Genomic DNA, 17,676 nt, shown 5'->3' with positions numbered 1-17,676 from the left:
ACGGTTACCAGCGGTAAGACGTACAAAAAGTTGGGGATACAGTCCGTACCCCTCGCTCCCCGCACGACGATCCGAGAGGACGACGCCATGTCGGCGCCCGCTCCCGCCAGGTCCGCCCGCCCCGGACAGGGGGACGCCGACGCCACCGCCGGCCGCCTCCTGCGCTCGGCGGCGAAGAAGTCCTACGACCCGGACGTCGACATCGACTGGGAGGCCCCGCTCGTCGACCAGAAGATCTGGGTGCCCGAGCACCGGGTCTCCCTCTACGGCACCCCGCTGTGGGACCGCCTGACGCCCGAGCAGCGCGTGGAGCTCGGCAAGCACGAGGCGTGCAGCGTCGCGAGCGTCGGTCTCTGGTTCGAGACCCTGTTGATGCAGCGGCTGCTCAAGGACTTCTACGCCGACGACCCGACCACGCCGCGCGCGCAGTGGGCCCTCACCGAGGTCGCGGACGAGTGCCGCCACTCGCAGATGTTCGCGCGTCTGGTGGAGCGGGCCGGCGTGGAGCCGTACGGCCCGACCCCGTTCGTCCACCAGCTCGGCAAGCTGTTCTCGGTGGTGAACTGGGGCCCGGCCGCGTACGCCTCCATCCTGGTCGCCGAGGAGGTGCTCGACCGGCTGCAGCGCGAGCAGGCCGACGACGAGCGCATCCAGCCGCTGATGCGCCAGGTCAACCGCATCCACATCATGGAGGAGGCGCGCCACGTCGCCTTCGCCCGCGACGAGGTGACCCGCGGGCTGGCCGGGCTCTCCCGCGCCGAGCTCGCCTACCAGCGCTTCATGTGCGCGTTCACGTCGTTCTTCGTCGTCCGCAGCCTGATCAACCCGAAGGTCTACGCGGCCGTCGGGATCGACCCCGCCGAGGGCCGGGCGGCGGCGCTCGCGAACCCGCACCACCGGGAGATGATCCGCTTCGGCGGGGAGAAGATCCTCGCGTTCCTCGACGAGGCGGGCATGATCGCAGGACCGGGCAAGGCCCTGTGGAAGAAGTCGTTCCTCCTGGAGACGTGATGAGTCCCGAATCCGTCGGTCCCCTGACCCTCGCCACCGGGATCACGCTGCGCGTGGCGCGCAGCGGGACCCGGACGCCGGGGACACCCACCCTGGTCCTCGCCCACGGCTGGTCGCAGGACCTGCGGACCTGGGACCGGGTGGTCGCCGACCTGCGCCGCGCCGGGATGACCGGCGAGATCGTGCGCTACGACCACCGCGGCCACGGCGGGTCCGAGTCGGGCGGGGAGCACGCCTCGACCATCGGCAGGGCCGCCGACGACCTCGCCGTCCTCCTGCGCGACCACGTCGAGGGGCCGCTCGTCGTGGCCGGGCACTCCATGGGCGGCATGACCCTCATGGCGCTCGCCGAGCGCCACCCCGACCTCGTGCGCGAGCGGGTCGTGGGCGCGGGCTTCGTCGCGACGGCGAGCGACGACATGGCCGACCTGACGCTCGCGATCCCGGGCCGCCGCGGGGCCTTCGTCGCCCACGGGGAGCGGGCCGTGATGCCCTGGCTCGCGTCGCTGGGCAACCGCGCGCCGGTCAACCGCGCGGACCCCGAGGGCAGCGGGGTGCACGCCCGCTCGGTCGCGCTGGCCCCGGTGGTGCGCGCGCTGGTGTTCGGTCGGCACCCGCGGCGCGCGGACGTCCTGTCGGTCGCCGAGCAGACCTTCGCCGCCGACCCCGTCGCCGTCCTCGCGTTCCGCGCGTCGATCGGCGAGCACCGGCGGACCTCGTCGCTGGAGTCGATGCGCGGGGTCCCGACGGTGGTGCTGGTCGGCACCCGCGACCGGCTCTGCCCGATCGACCACGCGAAGACCATCGCGACGGCGTTGCCCGCCGCCGAGCTCGTCGTGCTGCCCGACGCCGGGCACATGATCACCTTCGAGCGGTCCGTCGAGGTGGCCGCCCACCTGCAGGGCCTCGTCGAGGCCGCCACCGTGCCCACACCCGCCGTCGCGAAGGAAGCATCCCTTGTTCAGTGAGGTCGTCATCGTCGGCTCGGGCTTCTCCGGGCTCGGGCAGGCGCTCGCGCTGCGGAAGGCCGGGATCACCGACGTGGTCATCCTGGAGAAGGCCCCGGGAGACGCAGCGGAGCGGAGCTCGACCCGACAGAACAGCGGCGTCGGCGGGACGTGGCGGGACAACACCTATCCCGGCTGCGCGTGCGACATCCCGTCGCACATGTACTCGCTCTCGACCGACCCGAACCCGCGGTGGTCGCGCTCGTACTCCCCGCAGCCGGAGATCCACGACTACCTCGAGCACCTCGCCGACCGCCACGACCTGCGCCGACTCATCCGCTTCTCCACCGAGATGACCGGGGCGACGTGGGACGAGGAGTCGCGCACGTGGACCGTCCACACGACCACGGGTGAGTACCGCTGCCGCTTCCTGGTCTCCGGGGTCGGCGCGCTGCACCTGCCGTCGACCCCCGCGCTGCCCGGCGTGGAGCGCTTCCGCGGCGAGACCTTCCACTCCGCGCAGTGGCGGCACGACGTCGACCTGCGGGGCAAGCGGGTCGCGGTCGTCGGGACGGGCGCGAGCGCGATCCAGTTCGTGCCGCAGATCGCCCCGCTGGTCTCGGAGCTCACGCTCTTCCAGCGCACGCCCGCGTGGGTGCTCCCGAAGGGCGACCACCCGATCGGCGAGTGGCGCAAGCGGCTGTTCGAGAAGGCCCCGGTCGTCCAGCGGGCCTACCGCGGCGCCGTCTACACCGCGCTCGAGTCGCGGGCGTTCGGCTTCATGAGCCGTCCGGAGCTGCTGCGCCCGGCGGAGTGGGTGGCGCGCAAGCACATCGAGCGCTCGATCTCCGACCCCGACCTCGTCGACCGGCTCACCCCGCGCTACTCGCTGGGCTGCAAGCGGGTGCTGGTGTCGAACGACTACTACCCGGCGCTGGCCCGGCCGAACGTCGACGTCGTCTCGAGCGGCATCGCCGAGGTCACCGAGCACGGCGTGGTCGACCACGACGGCGTCGAGCACCCGGCCGACGTGATCATCTACGGCACCGGGTTCCACGTCACCGACGCCTTCGACGGCCTCGAGTTCACCGGCCGCGGCGGGCGCACCCTGCGTCAGAGCTGGGGCGAGCTCGGGATGCGCACGCACTACGGCATGACCGTGACCGACTTCCCGAACCTGTTCCTCCTGCTCGGCCCGAACACCGGCCTCGGCCACAACTCGGTCGTCTTCATGATCGAGTGCCAGGCCCGCTACGTCGCCCAGGCGATCTCGACGGTGCACGAGCTGGGCTGCTCGGGGCTCGACGTGCGCGCCGAGGTGCTCCAACGCTCCAACGCCGCGGTGCAGCGCCGCCTGGAGAAGGGCATCTGGACCCGCGGGGGCTGCACGTCCTGGTACCTGGACGCCGCCGGGGTGAACCGCACCATCTGGCCCGGCTTCACCGTCCGCTACTGGGCCGAGACCCGCCGCTTCCGGGCCGCGGACTTCGAGTTCTTCGGCCGCGCGTCGGACCTCGCCGCCGGGACGACCGCGGAGCGGACGCCCGTCGCGACCCCGGCCTGACGCAGCCTCAGCGGTCCCCGAACACGTCGGCCGTGCCCCGGAACCCGGCGGAGGCCAGGGCCTCGTCGATGCGGGCGAGCGTGGACTCGTCGAGCACGACCCGCGCGGCGTCGAGGTTCTCGACGACGTGTGACGGGGCGCGGCTGCCGGGGATCGGGACGACGTGCGGGTGCTGCGCGAGCAGCCACGCCAGGGCGAGCTGGGCCGGGCTGATGCCGAGGTCCTCGGCGATCGCCCGCACCGGCGCGTAGCGGTCGTTGTTCTCCTGCAGGTGGGAGAACCGCTCCAGGTTCTGCCGGAAGTCGCCCTCGCCGATCCCGGCCACGGCCCCCGTCAGGAAGCCGCTGCCGAGCGGGCTCCACGCGACGAGCCCGGCGCCGATCTCGTCGCAGGCCGCGACGAGGTCCTCGTCCGGCCGGTGCCACATCGCCCACTGCGTCTGCACCGCGCTCACCGGGTGCACGGCGTGGGCGCGGCGCACCTGGTCGGCGTCGACGTTGGACAGTCCGAGGTGGCGCACGAGGCCGGCCTCCACCAGCTCCGCGACGGCGCCGACGGTGTCCTCGACCGGGACCTCCGGGTCGGGGAAGTGCGGGTAGTACAGGTCGATCCGGTCGGTCCCGAGCTCGCGCAGCGACTGCTCGGCGTAGCCGCGGACCAGCCGCGGGTCGTTGTTCACGGCCAGCTCGCCGAACTCCATGCTCACGCCGAAGCGGTGGGCGGGCTCGCCGTCCGGGACGCGGAAGCCGAACTTCGTCGCGATGACGACGTCGTCGCGGACCGCGGCGAGGGCGCGGCCGACGAGGCGTTCGTTGTGGCCGTCCGTGCCGTAGCCGTCGGAGGTGTCGACGAGGGTCGCGCCGGCGTCGACCGCGGCCCGCAGCGCGGCCTCGCCGCGCTCGTCGTCGATCTCGCCGTACATCCCGGGGGAGAGGACCATCGCGCCGACCCCGAGGGCCGAGGTGGTCAGGCTGCCGAGGGTGCGGGTGGGCATCACGCCGCCGAGCCTCGCGGGTGACGAGGCGGACGTCCAAGACCTGCTGTGATAACCATCGGTCATGAGCGGGGACGTCCACCTGCGGGACCTGCGCTACTTCGTCGCGGTCGTCGACGCGGGCAGCTTCACGTCGGCCGCCGCCGCGCTGTTCGTCTCGCAGCCCGCGTTGTCCAAGCAGGTCCGGGCACTCGAGACCCGGCTGGGGGTGCGGCTCCTCGATCGCGGGCCGGGCGGCCTGACGCTGACCGCCGAGGGCGAGGCCCTGCTCCCCCACGCCCGGCGGCTGGTGACGGACTGGGCGCGGGCCCGGGACGACGTGCGGCGGGCCGGCACCGCGCCCACGCTCGTCGTCGGGATGCAGACCACGGTCGGTCGGGACCTGACCCGCCGGCTGCTCGCGGCCACCCGGGAGCGCGGGCACCGCCTGCAGGTCCGCCTGATCAGCTGGTCGGACCCGAGCGCCGGCCTCGCCGACGGGACCACGGACGTCGCATTCGTCTGGCTGCCGCTGGTGGCGGGTGACCTGGAGGCGCGGGTGCTGCTGCGCGAACCCCGCCGGGTGGCGCTGCCCGCAGACCACCCGCTCGCGGCACGGCCGACGCTGGCGCCCGCGGACCTCGCCGACGAGCCGTTCGTCGCCCTCCCGCGGTCGGCCGGGCCGCTGCGCGAGTTCTGGCTCGGCGGGGTCGCCCGGTCGATCGCCGTTGAGGCCGACACCGCGGAGGGCGCGATCGAGGCCGTCGCCTCGGGGAGCGGCGTCGCGCTGATCGCGGAGGGCAACGCGCGGCTCCTGGCCCGGCCGGACGTCGTCTGCGTCCCGGTCCCGGACCTGGCGCCCTGCGAGCTCGCCGTCGCCTGGCGACGCGGCGACGACCGCGACCTGGTGCGCGCGGCCGTCGACGCCCTGCTGCCGTCCTGACGGCGGGTCGCTACTGCCGGCGGCGGATCAGGCCCTCCTGCACGACGCTCGCGACCAGGGTCCCGTCCGCGCTGTAGAGGCGCCCGGTGGCCAGGCCGCGGCCACCGCCGGCGTTCGGGGACTCCTGGACGTAGAGCAGCCAGTCGTCGGCGCGGAACGGGCGGTGGAACCACACCGCGTGGTCCAGGCTCGCGAGGCTGACGTCGCGCGATCCGGCTCCGCCCCGCACGTGTGGAAAGACCGCGGCCTCGAGCAGGGTGAGGTCGCTGGCGTAGGTGAGCACGCAGACGTGCAGGAGCCGTCCGCTCGGCGTGGACGGATCCGGGAGCTCGCCGTCGGCCCGGATCCACACCCGGTTGCGCGGCGGCCGCTCGGCGGTGTCGTCCCACGGCGCGTGGTCGACGTACCGGACGTCGAGCGGCCAGGTGAGCGCCTTGCCCGTCGTCGTGAAGGCGGGCCGGTCGGCGGGCACCGGCGGCATGTCACGGCGCGGCAGCCCGTCCGGACCGGGGGTCTCCGGCATCGGTGCCTGGTGTTCCACGCCCGACTCCGGGCGCTGGAAGGACGCCGACATCGTGAAGATCGTCTCGCCGTGCTGCACCGCGGTGACCCGGCGGGTGGTGAACGACCGACCGTCGCGGGCCCGGTCGACCTCGTAGACGATCGGCGCGAACGGGTCGCCCGGGCGCAGGAAGTAGCCGTGCAGGGAGTGCACGTCGCGGTCGTCGTCCACGGTCCGCCCGGCCGCCACCATCGCCTGGCCGGCGACCTGCCCACCGAACACGCGCAGCAGCGACTCGCGCGGGCTGCGGCCACGGAAGATGTCGCGTTCGATCGGCTCGAGGTCGAGGACGTCGCCCACCAGCTCGTCGAGAGCCTTGCTCATGGGGCGGCATCCTCCCGGAGGGGATCAGCCCCGTCGATCACTCCCCGAAGGACAGGACCGAGACCTTTGCGACGCCGAGGTCCAGACCCAGCAGGGCCCCGCCCCCGCCGGAGCCCTGCTGCTGCTCGCCGCCGCCGTCGGTGTCGTCGGCCTCGGCGGCACCCCGGTCCTGCTCGGGCGCGGCCTGGGGAGCTGCCGCCGGTGCCGCGGCGGCCCGCTGTGCCGGCGCGGGCGCGGCGTCCTGCACCGGCGCGGCCTCGCCGCCGCCGGAGAAGGTCATCATCGATGGCGCGGGCGCGGCGGCGATCGGGATGGTCTGCGTCGGCGCGGCGGCGGCGGACGCCGGGCCGGAGCCGATCGGGGTCGTCGTCGTGCCGGAGCGGGAGGCGGAGCCGCCCGTGCCCGGGGAGTCCGACCCGGCGGTGCTCTCCTCGTCGCCCGGGGCGGAGAGCAGGTCGAGCGTCGCGGGCGGCGGGGCCGCCGGGGCCTGGGCCAGGCCGTAGCTCTGCATCGGGCTCGGAGCGGCGGTCGCCGCGGCGGGCGCGGTGTCCTGCTGCTCGGACAGCGGCGTCACCCCCAGCACCGAGTGCGCCCCGAAGGCGACCGCGGCGGCGACGGGCACACCCACGACGACACCCTTGGACTTCAGGGGGTGCACACGCATGGCGTGACGAGCGCGGGGCATCGAGCTCTCCTCCCGGGACACACGGCGGCATGACCACTCGATGCACCCAACGCGCCCGGTTCGCCACCGTTACGGGTGACGTCGGAAATTCTCGATCGACCGACGAGGTGATACCCACCGTCACCAGACATCGCGTTCCGTGACCGACTCCGACCGACTGGCCCTCGCCCGTTCGACCGGTCAGACTCCTCGCCGAGGCGCCGGGGCCGGTGGGAGGAGACGCGTGCAGCAGTTGTCCGGTCTGGACGCGGTGTTCCTCGCCGCCGAGGACGACCACCAGTTCACCCACATCAGCCAGCTCGTCGTGCTCGAGATGCCGTCGCCGGACTACGAGCCGTTCACGGCCTGGCGTCGCCAGCTCGCCGACCGCCTGCACCTGCTCGAGCCGCTGCGCCGCCGCCTCGTCGAGGTCCCGCTCGGCCTGGACCACCCGTACTGGATCGCGGACCCGGACTTCGACCTGGACTTCCACGTCCGGCACTCGGCCGTGCCGCCGCCCGGGACCGACGACCAGCTCGACGAGCTCGTGGGGCGCCTGATCGCGGGGCCGATGGACCGCGACCACCCGCTCTGGGTCTCGCACGTCATCGAGGGGCTCGCGCCGACCGAGGAGTCCCCCCACGGCCGGTTCGCCCTGCTCACGATGATCCACCACGCCGCGATCGACGGGGCGTCGGGCGCCGAGCTGCTGACCCTGATGCTCGACGACGCCCCGGACGCGGACCGGCCCGCCGACGCGGGCCGCTGGCAGCCGGAGGACCCGCCGTCGTACCCGGGTCTGCTCGCCCGGGCCGCATGGCACGGGGCGCAGCGGCCCGGCCGGGCCCTGCTGCTCGCGGCGAAGGCCGGCCAGCAGGTCGCGGGCGCGACCCGCCACCCCGCGGTCATCGACCTCGCGGACCGCATCCGGGACACGCTGCGCGGTCAGCTGGGCGCGGTGCTGAACCTCGGGCGGCCCCGCGACGCGGACGTCACGCCGCCCCGGCTGCCCTCCACCCCGGCGCCGGCGACGCCGTTCAACACGCCGATCAGCCGCTACCGCCGGTTCGCGCGGCGCTCGGTGCCGCTCGACGACGTGAAGGCCGCGGGCAAGGACCACGACGCGACCGTCAACGACGTCGTCGTCGCGGCCTGTGCCGGGGCCCTGCGCACCTACCTGATCGAGCACGACGCGCTCCCGGACGCGCCGCTCACGGCGATGATCCCGGTCTCGCTGCGCACCGGCGACGAGCCGGACCGGTGGACCAACCGGGTCTCGGCGACCGTCGCCTCGCTGCCCACGGACCTGGCCGCCCCCCTGGACCGCCTGGCCGCGGCGCACCGGGCGCTCGACACCGCGAAGGCGGTGTTCGCGGCCACCCCGGCCGCGCTGGCGCCGGAGGGCGCGGGACTGGGCGTGCCGGCGCTGACCACGCTGATCAGCCGGGTCACCACCCGCACCGCGGCCCGCGGGTTCGCCCCGTTCAACGTCATCATCTCGAACGTGCCCGGGCCCCAGGACCCGCTGTACATGGCGGGCGCCCGCGCGCGGCACTACTTCCCGGTGAGCGCGGTCGCCGACGGACAGGGCCTGAACATCACGGTGCAGAGCTACGACGGGTCGGTCGACATCGGGCTCGTCTCGTGCGCCCGCCTCGTCCCGGACCTGCGCCGGCTGGTCGACCTGATCGCCGACGAGCTCGAGACGCTCCGCGCGTCGTGACCGCCCGGAGCCGGGTGCTGGACCTGCTCGTCGAGCGGCCCGGCGAGGTCACCGGCCCGTGGCTGGACCTGGTGCAGGGCCGCCCGGGCACCCGGGGGCGGGTGCAGGACCTCTGGGAGCGGCCGGGGCGAGCGGGTACGACGGGCTGCTCGGGATCGGCGACCGCGTCGAGGCCTACGTCCCGGACCTGGTGGGCGGTGCCGCGCTGCGCGACTTCTACCGGGTCGACGAGCGTCTCGGGCTCGGCGGCGGCGAGACCGTGCTCGACCTCGCGTGCGGGCCGGGCACGCTGACCCGGCGCCTGGCGCGCGCGGTCGGCCGGAGCGGCCTGGTGATCGGGGCGGATCTCTCGGAGCCGATGCTCGCCCGGGCGCCCGGTCGACCGCGTTCGCGCAGGCCGACTTCGTCCGGCTCGACGCGATGGACCTGCCGTTCGCCGACGGCTCGGTGGACGCGGTGTCCTGCTCGATGGGCCTGCACCTGGTGCCGGACCTGGTGACCACCGTGCGCGGCATCGCCCGGGTGACCCGCCCGTCCGGTGCGGTGGCATTCACCGTGCCGGCACACGCCCCGGGCCCGCTGCGGGCGGTCAGCGAGGTGCTCGCCCGGCTCGGGCAGGCCCGGCTGTTCGGCGCCGACGACCTCGCCGGGGTGCTGCGCGACCTCGGGTTCACCGGGGTGACGGAACGCCGGCTGGGTGGGGTGCGGGTCGTGGACGCGAGCGCCCCACCGTCCTGAGCAGCCCGTCGACGACGAGCAGCGCACCGCCGACGGCCGCGATCACGCCGTAGGCGGCGAGCACGTCGCCGGGGCGGTGCCAGCCGGCGGCGACCACCGCGACCGACGCGCCCGCCACCACGACGAGCCCGACCGCGCCCGCCAGGTACCGCGCCGCGGCCGGCAGCACCAGCAGCGTCGCGACGACCAGTGCGCCGATGACGGTCACGTGGCCGCTGGGCAGCGAGTTCTCGCCCGCGCCCTCGCGCGGGAGCACGGCCTTGAGCCCCTGCGTGATCACCTGCGAGGTGAGCACCAGCACCACCGCCGCGACGGCGGCCCCGACCCGCCGTCGGGACAGGGCGATCGCGACGATCACCACCAGCGCGAGGCCCACCGACGCCACGCTGACCAGACCCAGCAGGTCGAGGACGTCGCCGCGGACGCCCGAGAACACGTCCTCGACCGCGACCATGACGCCGTGGTCGAGCCGGCGGCCGGTCGTGGAGTCCACCAGCAGCAGCCAGCTCGCCACCGTGAGCGCCGTCCCGAGCAGCCCCAGCACGAGCCCGCCCACGACGCGTGCGGCCCATCCCCCGCGCGGCCGGACGGCCGGGTGCAGCGGGACGGTGGGCCGCGTGGCGAGCGTGGTCATGGCGTCCAGGGTCCCCGCCGAATCTGAGGATGCGGTGAGAGGACGCGGAGAGACGTCAGCGCCAGGCGCGCACCGCGTGGCCGAAGACGATGACGTTGTCCTCGTAGCTGCGCCGGTCGGCGTCGAACTGCCCGCCGCAGGTGATCAGCCGGATCTGGGCGTCGCCGGTGGGCCCGTAGACCCGGGCGGTCGGGAACGCGTCCTTCGGGGCCTGCTCGACGCGGTCGACCGCGAAGGCCACCGACGAGCCGTCGGCCCGGTGCACGAGGATCTCGTCGCCCGCGGTGAGGTCGTCGAGGTGGGCGAACCCGCCCTCGACGCCGTGGTAGCTCACGTGCGAGGCGAGGACCGCGGGCCCGTTCGTCCCGGGCGCGGCCCCTCGGGAGAACCAGCCGACGGTCGCCGCGTCCGGCGGGACCTGCAGCGACAGGTCCTCGTTGTAGCCGAGCTTCATCACCGAGTCGCGGGTCAGGCCGATCGCCGGGATCTCGATGCCGGTCGGCGCCGAGGCGGCCAGGGGCAGCGACTCGGCGGCCGCGCCGGCGGGCATCGACACCGTGCTGGTGCCGGTGCGCGCCGAGCCCGGGCCGGTCATGAGCACCGTCAGCGTGATCACCGCGGCGGCGATCGCCAGCACCCAGATCAGGAAGGGCGAGCGGGTGCGGGTCATCGGACCTCTTCCCGACGGCGGGTCGCGCCGGCCACGCCGGCGAGGGCCAGTCCGGCGAGGGCGATCGGGGCGCCGGCCGGACCGGTCGGCAGCGAGTCACCCGTCGCCACGCCGCCCTGGGGGTAGCCCTCGTAGCTCGCGGCCTCGACCTCGTGGTCGTCCGCGCCCCAGTCGCAGGCGTACCCGTCGTTGTCCGCGTCGAGGTTGTTGGGGTCGGAGGGGTCGCGCGCCAGGATGGCCTGGGCCTCGTCGTCGGAGACCTCGTCGCAGTTGACGTCGTCGCGGCCGTGACGGTAGCCGTCGTGGTGCTTCCAGTGCTTCAGGTGGTGGCACAGCTCGTCGAGCGCGGCGACGAGGTCGGGCAGGGTGCCGTAGCCGGTCGCCGGGTCGAAGGAGTCCGGCAGGGCGCCGCAGAACGAGGCGAACTGCGTGCCGACGGCGTCGCGGTCGGCGTCGTCGACGCTGACCTTGCTGGCCAGGTACAGGCAGGCGTCCTTCGGACTGGCGAAGGAGCCGGAGGCCGGGAAGTCGGAGATCGTCACGCCGTCGAGGTCGAGGTTGCCCCTCGGCAGGTCGGCCAGCGCCTCGTCGATCGGCAGCCCCGGACGGGCGGCACCGGTGAGGTTCTCCAGCGCGGCGGCCGCGTCCTCGATCGAGACCTGGGACCGGGCGGCCGGTGCGGCGTCCTCGTCCTCGGCCTCGGTGGTGGTCGTGGTGGCGGCGTCGTCGGTCGTGGTGCTGGTCGTGGGGGTGGTGGTCGGGGTGGTGGTCGGGGTGGCGGCCGCGGCGGCCTCCCGCGCCGCCGCGACGCGGGCTGCGGCCTGCTCCTGCGCCTCGGCCACGCGGGCCCGCGCCTGCTCCTGCGCCTGGGCGACCCGCGCGCGGGCCGCCGTCTGCGCCTCGGCCGCCGCCTGCGCCGCCTTCGCGGCCGGCGAGACGCACGCCTGCTCGTCGGCGTCGTAGACCAGGCCCTGCGCGGCACACGTCGCCGAGGACGGGCCCGACTCCTGCGCCACCGCGACACCCGGCGCGATCACCGCGGCGCCCACCAGGCCCGCCATCAGCACCGCGGCGGAGCGGGTCCCCCTGCCAGTCCTCACCGTGAACTCCTCGACTCCGTCGTCCCGCCTCGGTGGGGGACCGTTCGAGGAGCGCATCGCCCGGAGATCCCGTCCGCGTTACACCGATCGGAGCAGACCCGGTGGGCGAGCGTGTCCCGCTGACGTCGGACGTCAGCCGTGGGCCACCGCTGCCGTCGGAGCGGTGGTCAACGAGTCGGCGGGTGCCCCCGACGGCGGCGCGCCACCATGTGGCCCGCGACCAGGCGGGCCGGGCTCTCCCGCAGGCAGATCGAGACCCCCGCGTCGAGCAGCGCGACCAGGCGAGCGGTCGGGGCGTGCCGCCCGAGCAGCACGACGACCTCCGCGCCGCCGCGCTCCAGCGCGTCCGACGCCAGGTCCGGGTCGGGGTCGACCAGGACGACGAAGTCGATGCCGGGCCGGTGCGAGGGGCGCTCGCCGGCCATGACGTGCCAGCCCGCCGGCACCGCGTCGGCGAGCAGTCGGGCGGTGGCGCGGGAGGCGACGACCTCGACGGTCGCGGGTGCGTCGTCGACCAGCCGCGGGTCGGGCGTCGTCGCGACGGGCATCGGGGCGCCGACCGAAGGCTGCGCGTGCCGACCCGGGCGCAGCGAGAACCTCATGCCACCGATGCTGCGCCGCGTTCCTGGCCGTCACCTGAGCGCCGTCTGTGGGATTCCCGGTGCGGGCACGCCGACGCGGCGGCGTCCCGGGGGGCAGGACACCGCCGCGTCGGCTCGCACCGCTCCTCAGACGAGCGGCCGGCCCAGGTCGTAGACGGTGCGCCCGCCCACGTCCAGCTTGGTGAAGTGTGCGGCGACCCAGGTCGCGATCTCCCCCGTCGTCCCGCGACCGGTGCCCCGGTGGGGCCCGCCGCCGCCCGGGCCGCCCCCCTCGAGGTAGTACCGGACCTGGCCGGTGGCGACGTACTCCTGGAACTGCGCGAGGGTCGGGGCCGGGTCGCCGCCGTTGAACCCGCCGAGGGCCATCACCGGCACCCCGGACGCGAGCTGGATCGAGGCCTGGCTCATGGCGCCGGTCGTGGCGGCCGCCCAGCGGGTGCCGGCGCCCTGCAGGATCGCCACGAGCTGCGGGGACGCCTGCTCGCCCTCCGGGCCTCCCCGCATCCCACCGGCCCGCCCGCCCGTCGGCGCGCCGTCGCCGTCCCGCCGCATCCCGCCGCCGGGTCCGCCGGAGGTCGAACCCGCGGAGACGATCGAGCCCTGGTGCGGGGTCGCGGCCGTGACGGCGGCGAGCGCGGTGGAGGCGCCGACGGTCCCGAGCAGCGCCAGCGTCGTCACGACGACCGCTCCGGTCCGGCGCGCGGTCAGCCTCGGCAGGAGGAGTCCGACGGCGGCCAGCACGCCGGCCGGGATCACCACCCACCGCAGCCACAGCAGTGACTCCGCCTGCGTGAGGACGACCGCGCTCCAGACGGCGGTCCCGAGCACGACGACGGCGAGCACCACCCGCGCGGCCACCGAGGCCCGCGCCCGCCACAGGATCGATGCCCCGGCGGCCGCGGTGATCGCGACGCCGGGCGCGAGGGCCACCGTGTAGTAGGGGTGGATGATCCCGCTCATCGCGGAGAACACGACCGTGTGCACGACCATCCACGCCCCGCCGAGCAGCAGCAGGGCGCGGGACCGGTCGGTGCGGGGCGCCCGCCTCGCGAACCACAGGCCGACCACCAGCAGGACCACGCCGGCCGGGAGCAGCCAGGACGCGTTGGCCGAGAACTCCGAGGTCAGCATCCGCCACGGGCTCGGCGACCCGCCGAAGCCGCCTCCCCCGGGACCGCCGGGTCCACCCGGTCCGCCGGCTCCGGGCGGCATGCCACCGCCCGGCGTGCCACCGCCGGGCATGCCACCACCACCGCGCTCGTTGCCGAGGATGCGACCGAGCCCGTTGTAGCCGAGGGCGAGCTGCAGCAGGGAGTTGTCGGTCGAGCCGCCGACGTAGGGCCGGTCGGACGCGGGCCACAGGTCGACCAGCGCGACGTACCAGCCGGCCGACACCACGATCGCGACGCTCGCGGCGAGGAGGTCACCGATCCGACGCCGCAGCGTGGTCGCGGCGACGAGCAGGTACACCAGCGCGAGACCGGGGACGACGAGCAGCACCTGCAGCTGCTTCGTCAGGAACCCGAACCCGACGAGCACGCCGGCGACGACGAGCCACCAGGTCCCGGCCCGGGTCCCCCCGGCGTCGACGGCGCGCACGGTCGCATACGCCGCCGCGACCATGCCGAGCACGAGCAGGGCGTCCGGGTTGTCGAACCGGAACATCAGCGCGGCCACCGGCATGAAGGCCAGCAGGCCCGCCGCCGCGAGCGCGGTGCGGGGTCCCGACCAGCGTCGACACGACGCGTACACCAGCGCGACCGATGCGACGCCCATGAGCGCCTGGGGTACGAGCAGCGACCACGAGGAGAACCCGAAGACCCGCCCGGAGAGCGCCATGACCCACAGCGAGGCCGGCGGCTTGTCGACGGTGATGAGGCCGGGGGCGTCGAGCGCGCCGAACAGCCAGGCCTTCCACGACTGCGTCCCGGCCTGCACGGCCGCCGCGTAGAAGGAGTTGGCCCAGCCCGAGGCGCCGAGGTTCCACAGGTAGGTCACCGCGGTGGCGACGAGCAGGAGCCAGAAGGTCGGGCGGACCCAGCGAGGATCGGCGACGGTCGCGACGACGGGCTCGTCGGCCGCCGGGCGGGGTGTGTCGAGGGTGGTGCTCATGGCGGGTGGCTGCTCCTGGTGGGCAGGTCGTATGAGGTGGATTCGTGACGTCCAGCGTCAGCAAGGCCGCAGTGCTGACACGCCGGGAGGGTGCTCAGGCGGACTGGCGGCGCGGGTGGAACACCCACGCGCGGTAGGCCACGAAGCGGAGGAGGGTGGCGACGAGGTTCGCGACGACGAGCGTGGCCAGCTCGACGGCGTGCGAGGCGCCGGGCGCGAGGACGTCGAGCAGGGCGAGCGACCCCGACGTCAGGACCAGACCCAGCCCGAACACGACGAGCCCCTCGAGCTGGCTGCGGCCCGCGTGGCGGCGCCCCCGGATGCCGAAGGTGAGGCGACGGTTGGCCGCCGTGTTGCCGACGGCGGTGATCACCAGGGCGAGCAGGTTCGACACCTGCGCGGGCACGGCGGTGCGGAACAGCGAGTAGAGGAGCAGGAAGGCCAGGGTCGAGACGACGCCGATGGCCGCGAACCGCACGATCTGCGCCGTCGTGCCCGTGGCCACCCCCGCCGCCTCGTCGGCCTCGCCGATGGGCCCGCGGCCGAACTCCCGCCGTAGCTGGGCGATCGGCAGCGCTCGCGTCGCGAGGGCCTTCCCGACGCGCGCGACGCCCTTCAGATCCGCGATTGCGGTGGCCACGACGTCGACGCGGGAGTCCGGGTCGTCGACCCAGTCCACCGGCACCTCGTGGATGCGCAGCCCAGAGCGCTCGGCGAGCACCAGGAGCTCGGTGTCGAAGAACCAGCCGGTGTCCTCCACCAGCGGGAGAAGCCGCTGCGCGACGTCGCGGCGGATCGCCTTGAAGCCGCACTGCGCGTCGGAGAACCGTGCCCGCAGCGTCCCGCGCAGGATGACGTTGTAGCAGCGGGAGATGACCTCGCGTTTCGCGCCGCGCACCACCCGTGACGTCCGCGAGAGCCGCGACCCGATCGCCAGGTCGGAGTGGCCGGAGATCAGCGGCGCGACCAGCGGGAGCAGGGCGGCGAGGTCCGTCGAGAGGTCGACGTCCATGTAGGCGAGCACCGGCGCGTCCGAGGCCGACCACACCGCCCGCAGCGCCCGGCCGCGGCCCTTCCGGTCGAGGTGCACGACCTCCACCTCCGGGAACCGCGCGGCCAGGTCCTTCCCGACGACGAGCGTGCGGTCGGTGGAGGCGTTGTCCGCGACGGTGATCCGGAAGGGGTAGGGGAAGGCAGCGGTGAGGTGGGCGTGCAGCCGCTGAACGCACGGGCCGAGGTCCCGCTCCTCGTTGAAGACGGGGACGACGACGTCGAGCACGGGTGCGCCGGGCAGGGTCTCGACGGCGGGTCGGGGGAGAGCCTGAGGGGTCAGCGTCGCGGTCATGTCCTCACCGTCGGAGCCGGACGTGGACGATCGGTGGGCCTCGCCTGTGATCGTCCTGTGCACAGCGACCAGCGTCGGGAGCAGGCATGTCCGGGGGCTGGAGGCGAGCTGTGCGCGAGCTGTGTCCCGCCGTGTCCGCTTCGGGCGCGCCGTGATCCGTGTCTCTCAGGAACTTCGACGCCCCGTCCACAGTGAGCGCACAGCCGACGTGGGAACTCTGGCTTCCATGACCGACCAGGACCCGTTCGCCCGGACCCCGCAGTCCGGCGAGCCCGCCCACTCCGCCGGCCCGGCCCCGCGTGACGGGTCCGCCGGGACCGGAGTGCGCTACGACGCCCCGCCCACCAATCCCGGCGGCACCGCGACGATGCCGCGGTCCGAGCAGCACCCGTCCGGCGCGTGGAACCAGCCCACCGAACAGAACTGGCAGCCCGGCACCCCGGCCGGTCCGCCCCCGCCGACGAACCAGTGGCCCACCGGCGGTTCCGGCGGCGACGGGAGCGGGGGCGGCGGACGCCGTCGTCGCAGCCCGGTCGTCCTGGCGGCGGCGGCCCTCGCAGCCCTGCTCGTCGCGGGCGGGATCGGCGGCGCCGTCGGGTACGAGGCGGCATCCGCGGGCAGCGGCTCGGGCACCTCGGTGCTCTCCGGCAGCTCGGACTCGTCGTCGCCGTCCGCGGCCGCGCCGGCCGGGTCGGTCGAGGCCGTCGCCCAGAAGGTCCTGCCGAGCGTCGTGCAGCTGCGCGGCGCCTCCGGCGAGGGTTCCGGCATCGTCATCTCCCCCGACGGGCTCATCCTGACGAACGCCCACGTGCTGGAGGCCGGGCAGTCGCAGCAGCCGTCGTCGGGCGGGCTCGGCGGGCTCCTCGGGGGCGCCCAGCCGCAGCAGCAGGCCGCGCCGGCGCTGCAGGCGGTGTTCCAGGACGGGCGGACGGCGCAGGTGCAGGTCGTGGGCACGGACGCGACCGCGGACCTCGCGGTCGTCCGCGCGGTCGGCGTCTCCGGGCTGACCCCGGTCGAGCTCGGTGACTCCTCGCAGCTGCAGGTCGGCGCGGGCGTGGTCGCGGTCGGCTCGCCGCTGGGCCTCTCCGGCACGGTGACCACCGGCATCGTCTCCGCGCTGAACCGGCCGGTCGTCGCCGGTGGCGAGGGCTCCGGCCAGGCCACCGTCACCGACGCCATCCAGACCGACGCCGCGATCAACCCCGGCAACTCGGGCGGCGCGCTGGTCGACATGCAGGGCCGCGTCGTCGGCATCACGTCCTCGATCGCGACGCTGGGCGGGTCCTCCGGCGGCGGGCAGCAGGGCGGCTCGATCGGCCTCGGGTTCGCCATCCCGATCGACCAGGCCAAGCGCATCGGCGACCAGCTCGCCCAGCAGGGGTTCGCCACCCAGGCCGTGATGGGCGTCGGGATCGCCCAGACGCCGCAGGGCAGCACCGAGACCGGCGCGACGCTCGGGACCGTCTCCCCCGGCGGCCCGGCGGCCTCCGCCGGCCTCGCTCCCGGCGACGTGGTCACGAGATTGAACGACCGGGTCATCGACGACGGCGACGCGCTGGTCGCGGCGGTCCGCTCCCAGGAGCCGGGCAGCCAGGTCACGGTGACCGTGCAGTCGGGCAACGCCGCCCCGCGCCAGGTGCCCGTCACCCTAGGGTCGGAGCGCGCTCCGTCCAGCTGACCCCGGACGCACGAGCGGGCCGTTCGTCACGATCTTCCGTGACGAACGGCCCGTTCGTCATTCGACGTCGTGCGGGGTCGGCTGGG

15 protein-coding genes and 1 pseudogene are annotated in these 17,676 nt (G+C 74.8%); 7 read left to right on the top strand and 9 right to left on the bottom strand.

All coding sequences use genetic code 11. The features are described from left to right. Positions 1 to 87: 87 nt before the first annotated feature. The 3 genes from WCD74_RS04795 to WCD74_RS04785 are packed head-to-tail and all read left to right on the top strand — an operon-like array spanning position 88 to position 3,522. Entirely contained in the window at positions 88 to 1,011 is a 924-nt protein-coding gene (locus tag WCD74_RS04795) for an AurF N-oxygenase family protein (protein ID WP_337693695.1), read from the top strand. After that, positions 1,011 to 1,979: an alpha/beta fold hydrolase gene (locus WCD74_RS04790; protein ID WP_337693694.1), complete on the top strand. Its 969-nt coding sequence runs from the start codon at positions 1,011 to 1,013 to the stop codon at positions 1,977 to 1,979. Before WCD74_RS04795 ends, WCD74_RS04790 begins: the two co-directional genes overlap by 1 nt. After that, positions 1,969 to 3,522 (top strand): flavin-containing monooxygenase, encoded by a 1,554-nt coding sequence (locus tag WCD74_RS04785; protein ID WP_337693693.1) that lies wholly within the window; start codon positions 1,969 to 1,971, stop codon positions 3,520 to 3,522. Before WCD74_RS04790 ends, WCD74_RS04785 begins: the two co-directional genes overlap by 11 nt. Positions 3,523 to 3,529: 7 nt before the next feature. Here WCD74_RS04785 and WCD74_RS04780 read toward each other — a convergent pair whose 3' ends face one another. Beyond that, entirely contained in the window at positions 3,530 to 4,516 is a 987-nt protein-coding gene (locus tag WCD74_RS04780; RefSeq protein ID WP_337694251.1) for an aldo/keto reductase, read from the bottom strand. A 64-nt stretch (positions 4,517 to 4,580) separates the two neighbouring features. On the opposite strand from WCD74_RS04780, the gene WCD74_RS04775 reads away from it, so the two are divergent. Beyond that, positions 4,581 to 5,438 (top strand): LysR family transcriptional regulator, encoded by an 858-nt coding sequence (locus WCD74_RS04775; protein WP_337693692.1) that lies wholly within the window; start codon positions 4,581 to 4,583, stop codon positions 5,436 to 5,438. Positions 5,439 to 5,448: 10 nt separating this feature from the next. Here WCD74_RS04775 and WCD74_RS04770 read toward each other — a convergent pair whose 3' ends face one another. Together WCD74_RS04770 and WCD74_RS04765 are read right to left on the bottom strand one after the other, a co-directional pair. Beyond that, complete coding sequence (locus WCD74_RS04770) at positions 5,449 to 6,324, bottom strand: acyl-CoA thioesterase (protein WP_337693691.1); 876 nt, start codon at positions 6,322 to 6,324, stop codon at positions 5,449 to 5,451. A 37-nt stretch (positions 6,325 to 6,361) separates the two neighbouring features. After that, positions 6,362 to 6,952: a hypothetical protein gene (locus tag WCD74_RS04765; RefSeq protein ID WP_337693690.1), complete on the bottom strand. Its 591-nt coding sequence runs from the start codon at positions 6,950 to 6,952 to the stop codon at positions 6,362 to 6,364. A gap of 280 nt (positions 6,953 to 7,232) precedes the next feature. Here WCD74_RS04765 and WCD74_RS04760 point away from each other — a divergent pair, with 280 nt between their 5' ends. Next, positions 7,233 to 8,711 (top strand): WS/DGAT/MGAT family O-acyltransferase, encoded by a 1,479-nt coding sequence (locus tag WCD74_RS04760; protein ID WP_337693689.1) that lies wholly within the window; start codon positions 7,233 to 7,235, stop codon positions 8,709 to 8,711. Positions 8,712 to 8,973: 262 nt separating this feature from the next. Continuing rightward, positions 8,974 to 9,449: pseudogene (locus WCD74_RS04755) on the top strand (methyltransferase domain-containing protein); the annotation flags it as partial. Here the strand turns inward: WCD74_RS04755 and WCD74_RS04750 are convergent. The 6 genes from WCD74_RS04750 to WCD74_RS04725 form a co-directional block, all read right to left on the bottom strand. After that, the gene (locus tag WCD74_RS04750; protein ID WP_337693688.1) at positions 9,382 to 10,083 is read right to left on the bottom strand and encodes a phosphatase PAP2 family protein; all 702 of its coding nucleotides are present in this window, start codon (positions 10,081 to 10,083) and stop codon (positions 9,382 to 9,384) included. The pseudogene WCD74_RS04755 and the gene WCD74_RS04750 sit on opposite strands and share 68 nt — an antisense overlap. 55 nt (positions 10,084 to 10,138) lie before the next feature. After that, positions 10,139 to 10,753 carry a class F sortase gene (locus WCD74_RS04745; RefSeq protein ID WP_337693687.1) on the bottom strand — a complete coding sequence of 205 codons (615 nt, stop codon included), beginning with the start codon at positions 10,751 to 10,753 and terminating at the stop codon, positions 10,139 to 10,141. Continuing rightward, positions 10,750 to 11,853 carry a hypothetical protein gene (locus WCD74_RS04740; protein WP_337693686.1) on the bottom strand — a complete coding sequence of 368 codons (1,104 nt, stop codon included), beginning with the start codon at positions 11,851 to 11,853 and terminating at the stop codon, positions 10,750 to 10,752. The genes WCD74_RS04745 and WCD74_RS04740 overlap by 4 nt, the downstream gene beginning before the upstream one ends. Before the next feature lie 167 nt (positions 11,854 to 12,020). Then, positions 12,021 to 12,455, bottom strand: a complete 435-nt coding sequence (locus WCD74_RS04735) for a hypothetical protein (protein WP_337693685.1) — start codon at positions 12,453 to 12,455, stop codon at positions 12,021 to 12,023. Between the two features lie 126 nt (positions 12,456 to 12,581). Beyond that, the gene (locus WCD74_RS04730) at positions 12,582 to 14,567 is read right to left on the bottom strand and encodes a glycosyltransferase family 39 protein (protein ID WP_337693684.1); all 1,986 of its coding nucleotides are present in this window, start codon (positions 14,565 to 14,567) and stop codon (positions 12,582 to 12,584) included. Between the two features lie 94 nt (positions 14,568 to 14,661). After that, positions 14,662 to 15,912 carry a bifunctional glycosyltransferase family 2/GtrA family protein gene (locus WCD74_RS04725; protein ID WP_337693683.1) on the bottom strand — a complete coding sequence of 417 codons (1,251 nt, stop codon included), beginning with the start codon at positions 15,910 to 15,912 and terminating at the stop codon, positions 14,662 to 14,664. 226 nt (positions 15,913 to 16,138) lie between these two features. On the opposite strand from WCD74_RS04725, the gene WCD74_RS04720 reads away from it, so the two are divergent. After that, a complete protein-coding gene (locus tag WCD74_RS04720) occupies positions 16,139 to 17,590 on the top strand; it encodes a S1C family serine protease (RefSeq protein ID WP_337693682.1) in 1,452 nt (483 codons plus the stop codon). The last annotated feature ends 86 nt before the right edge of the window (positions 17,591 to 17,676 follow it).

This window comes from Actinomycetospora aurantiaca, assembly GCF_037401875.1.
Classification (GTDB): Bacteria; Actinomycetota; Actinomycetes; order Mycobacteriales; family Pseudonocardiaceae; genus Actinomycetospora; species Actinomycetospora aurantiaca.
This window is presented reverse-complemented; position numbering and strand designations above follow the sequence as displayed.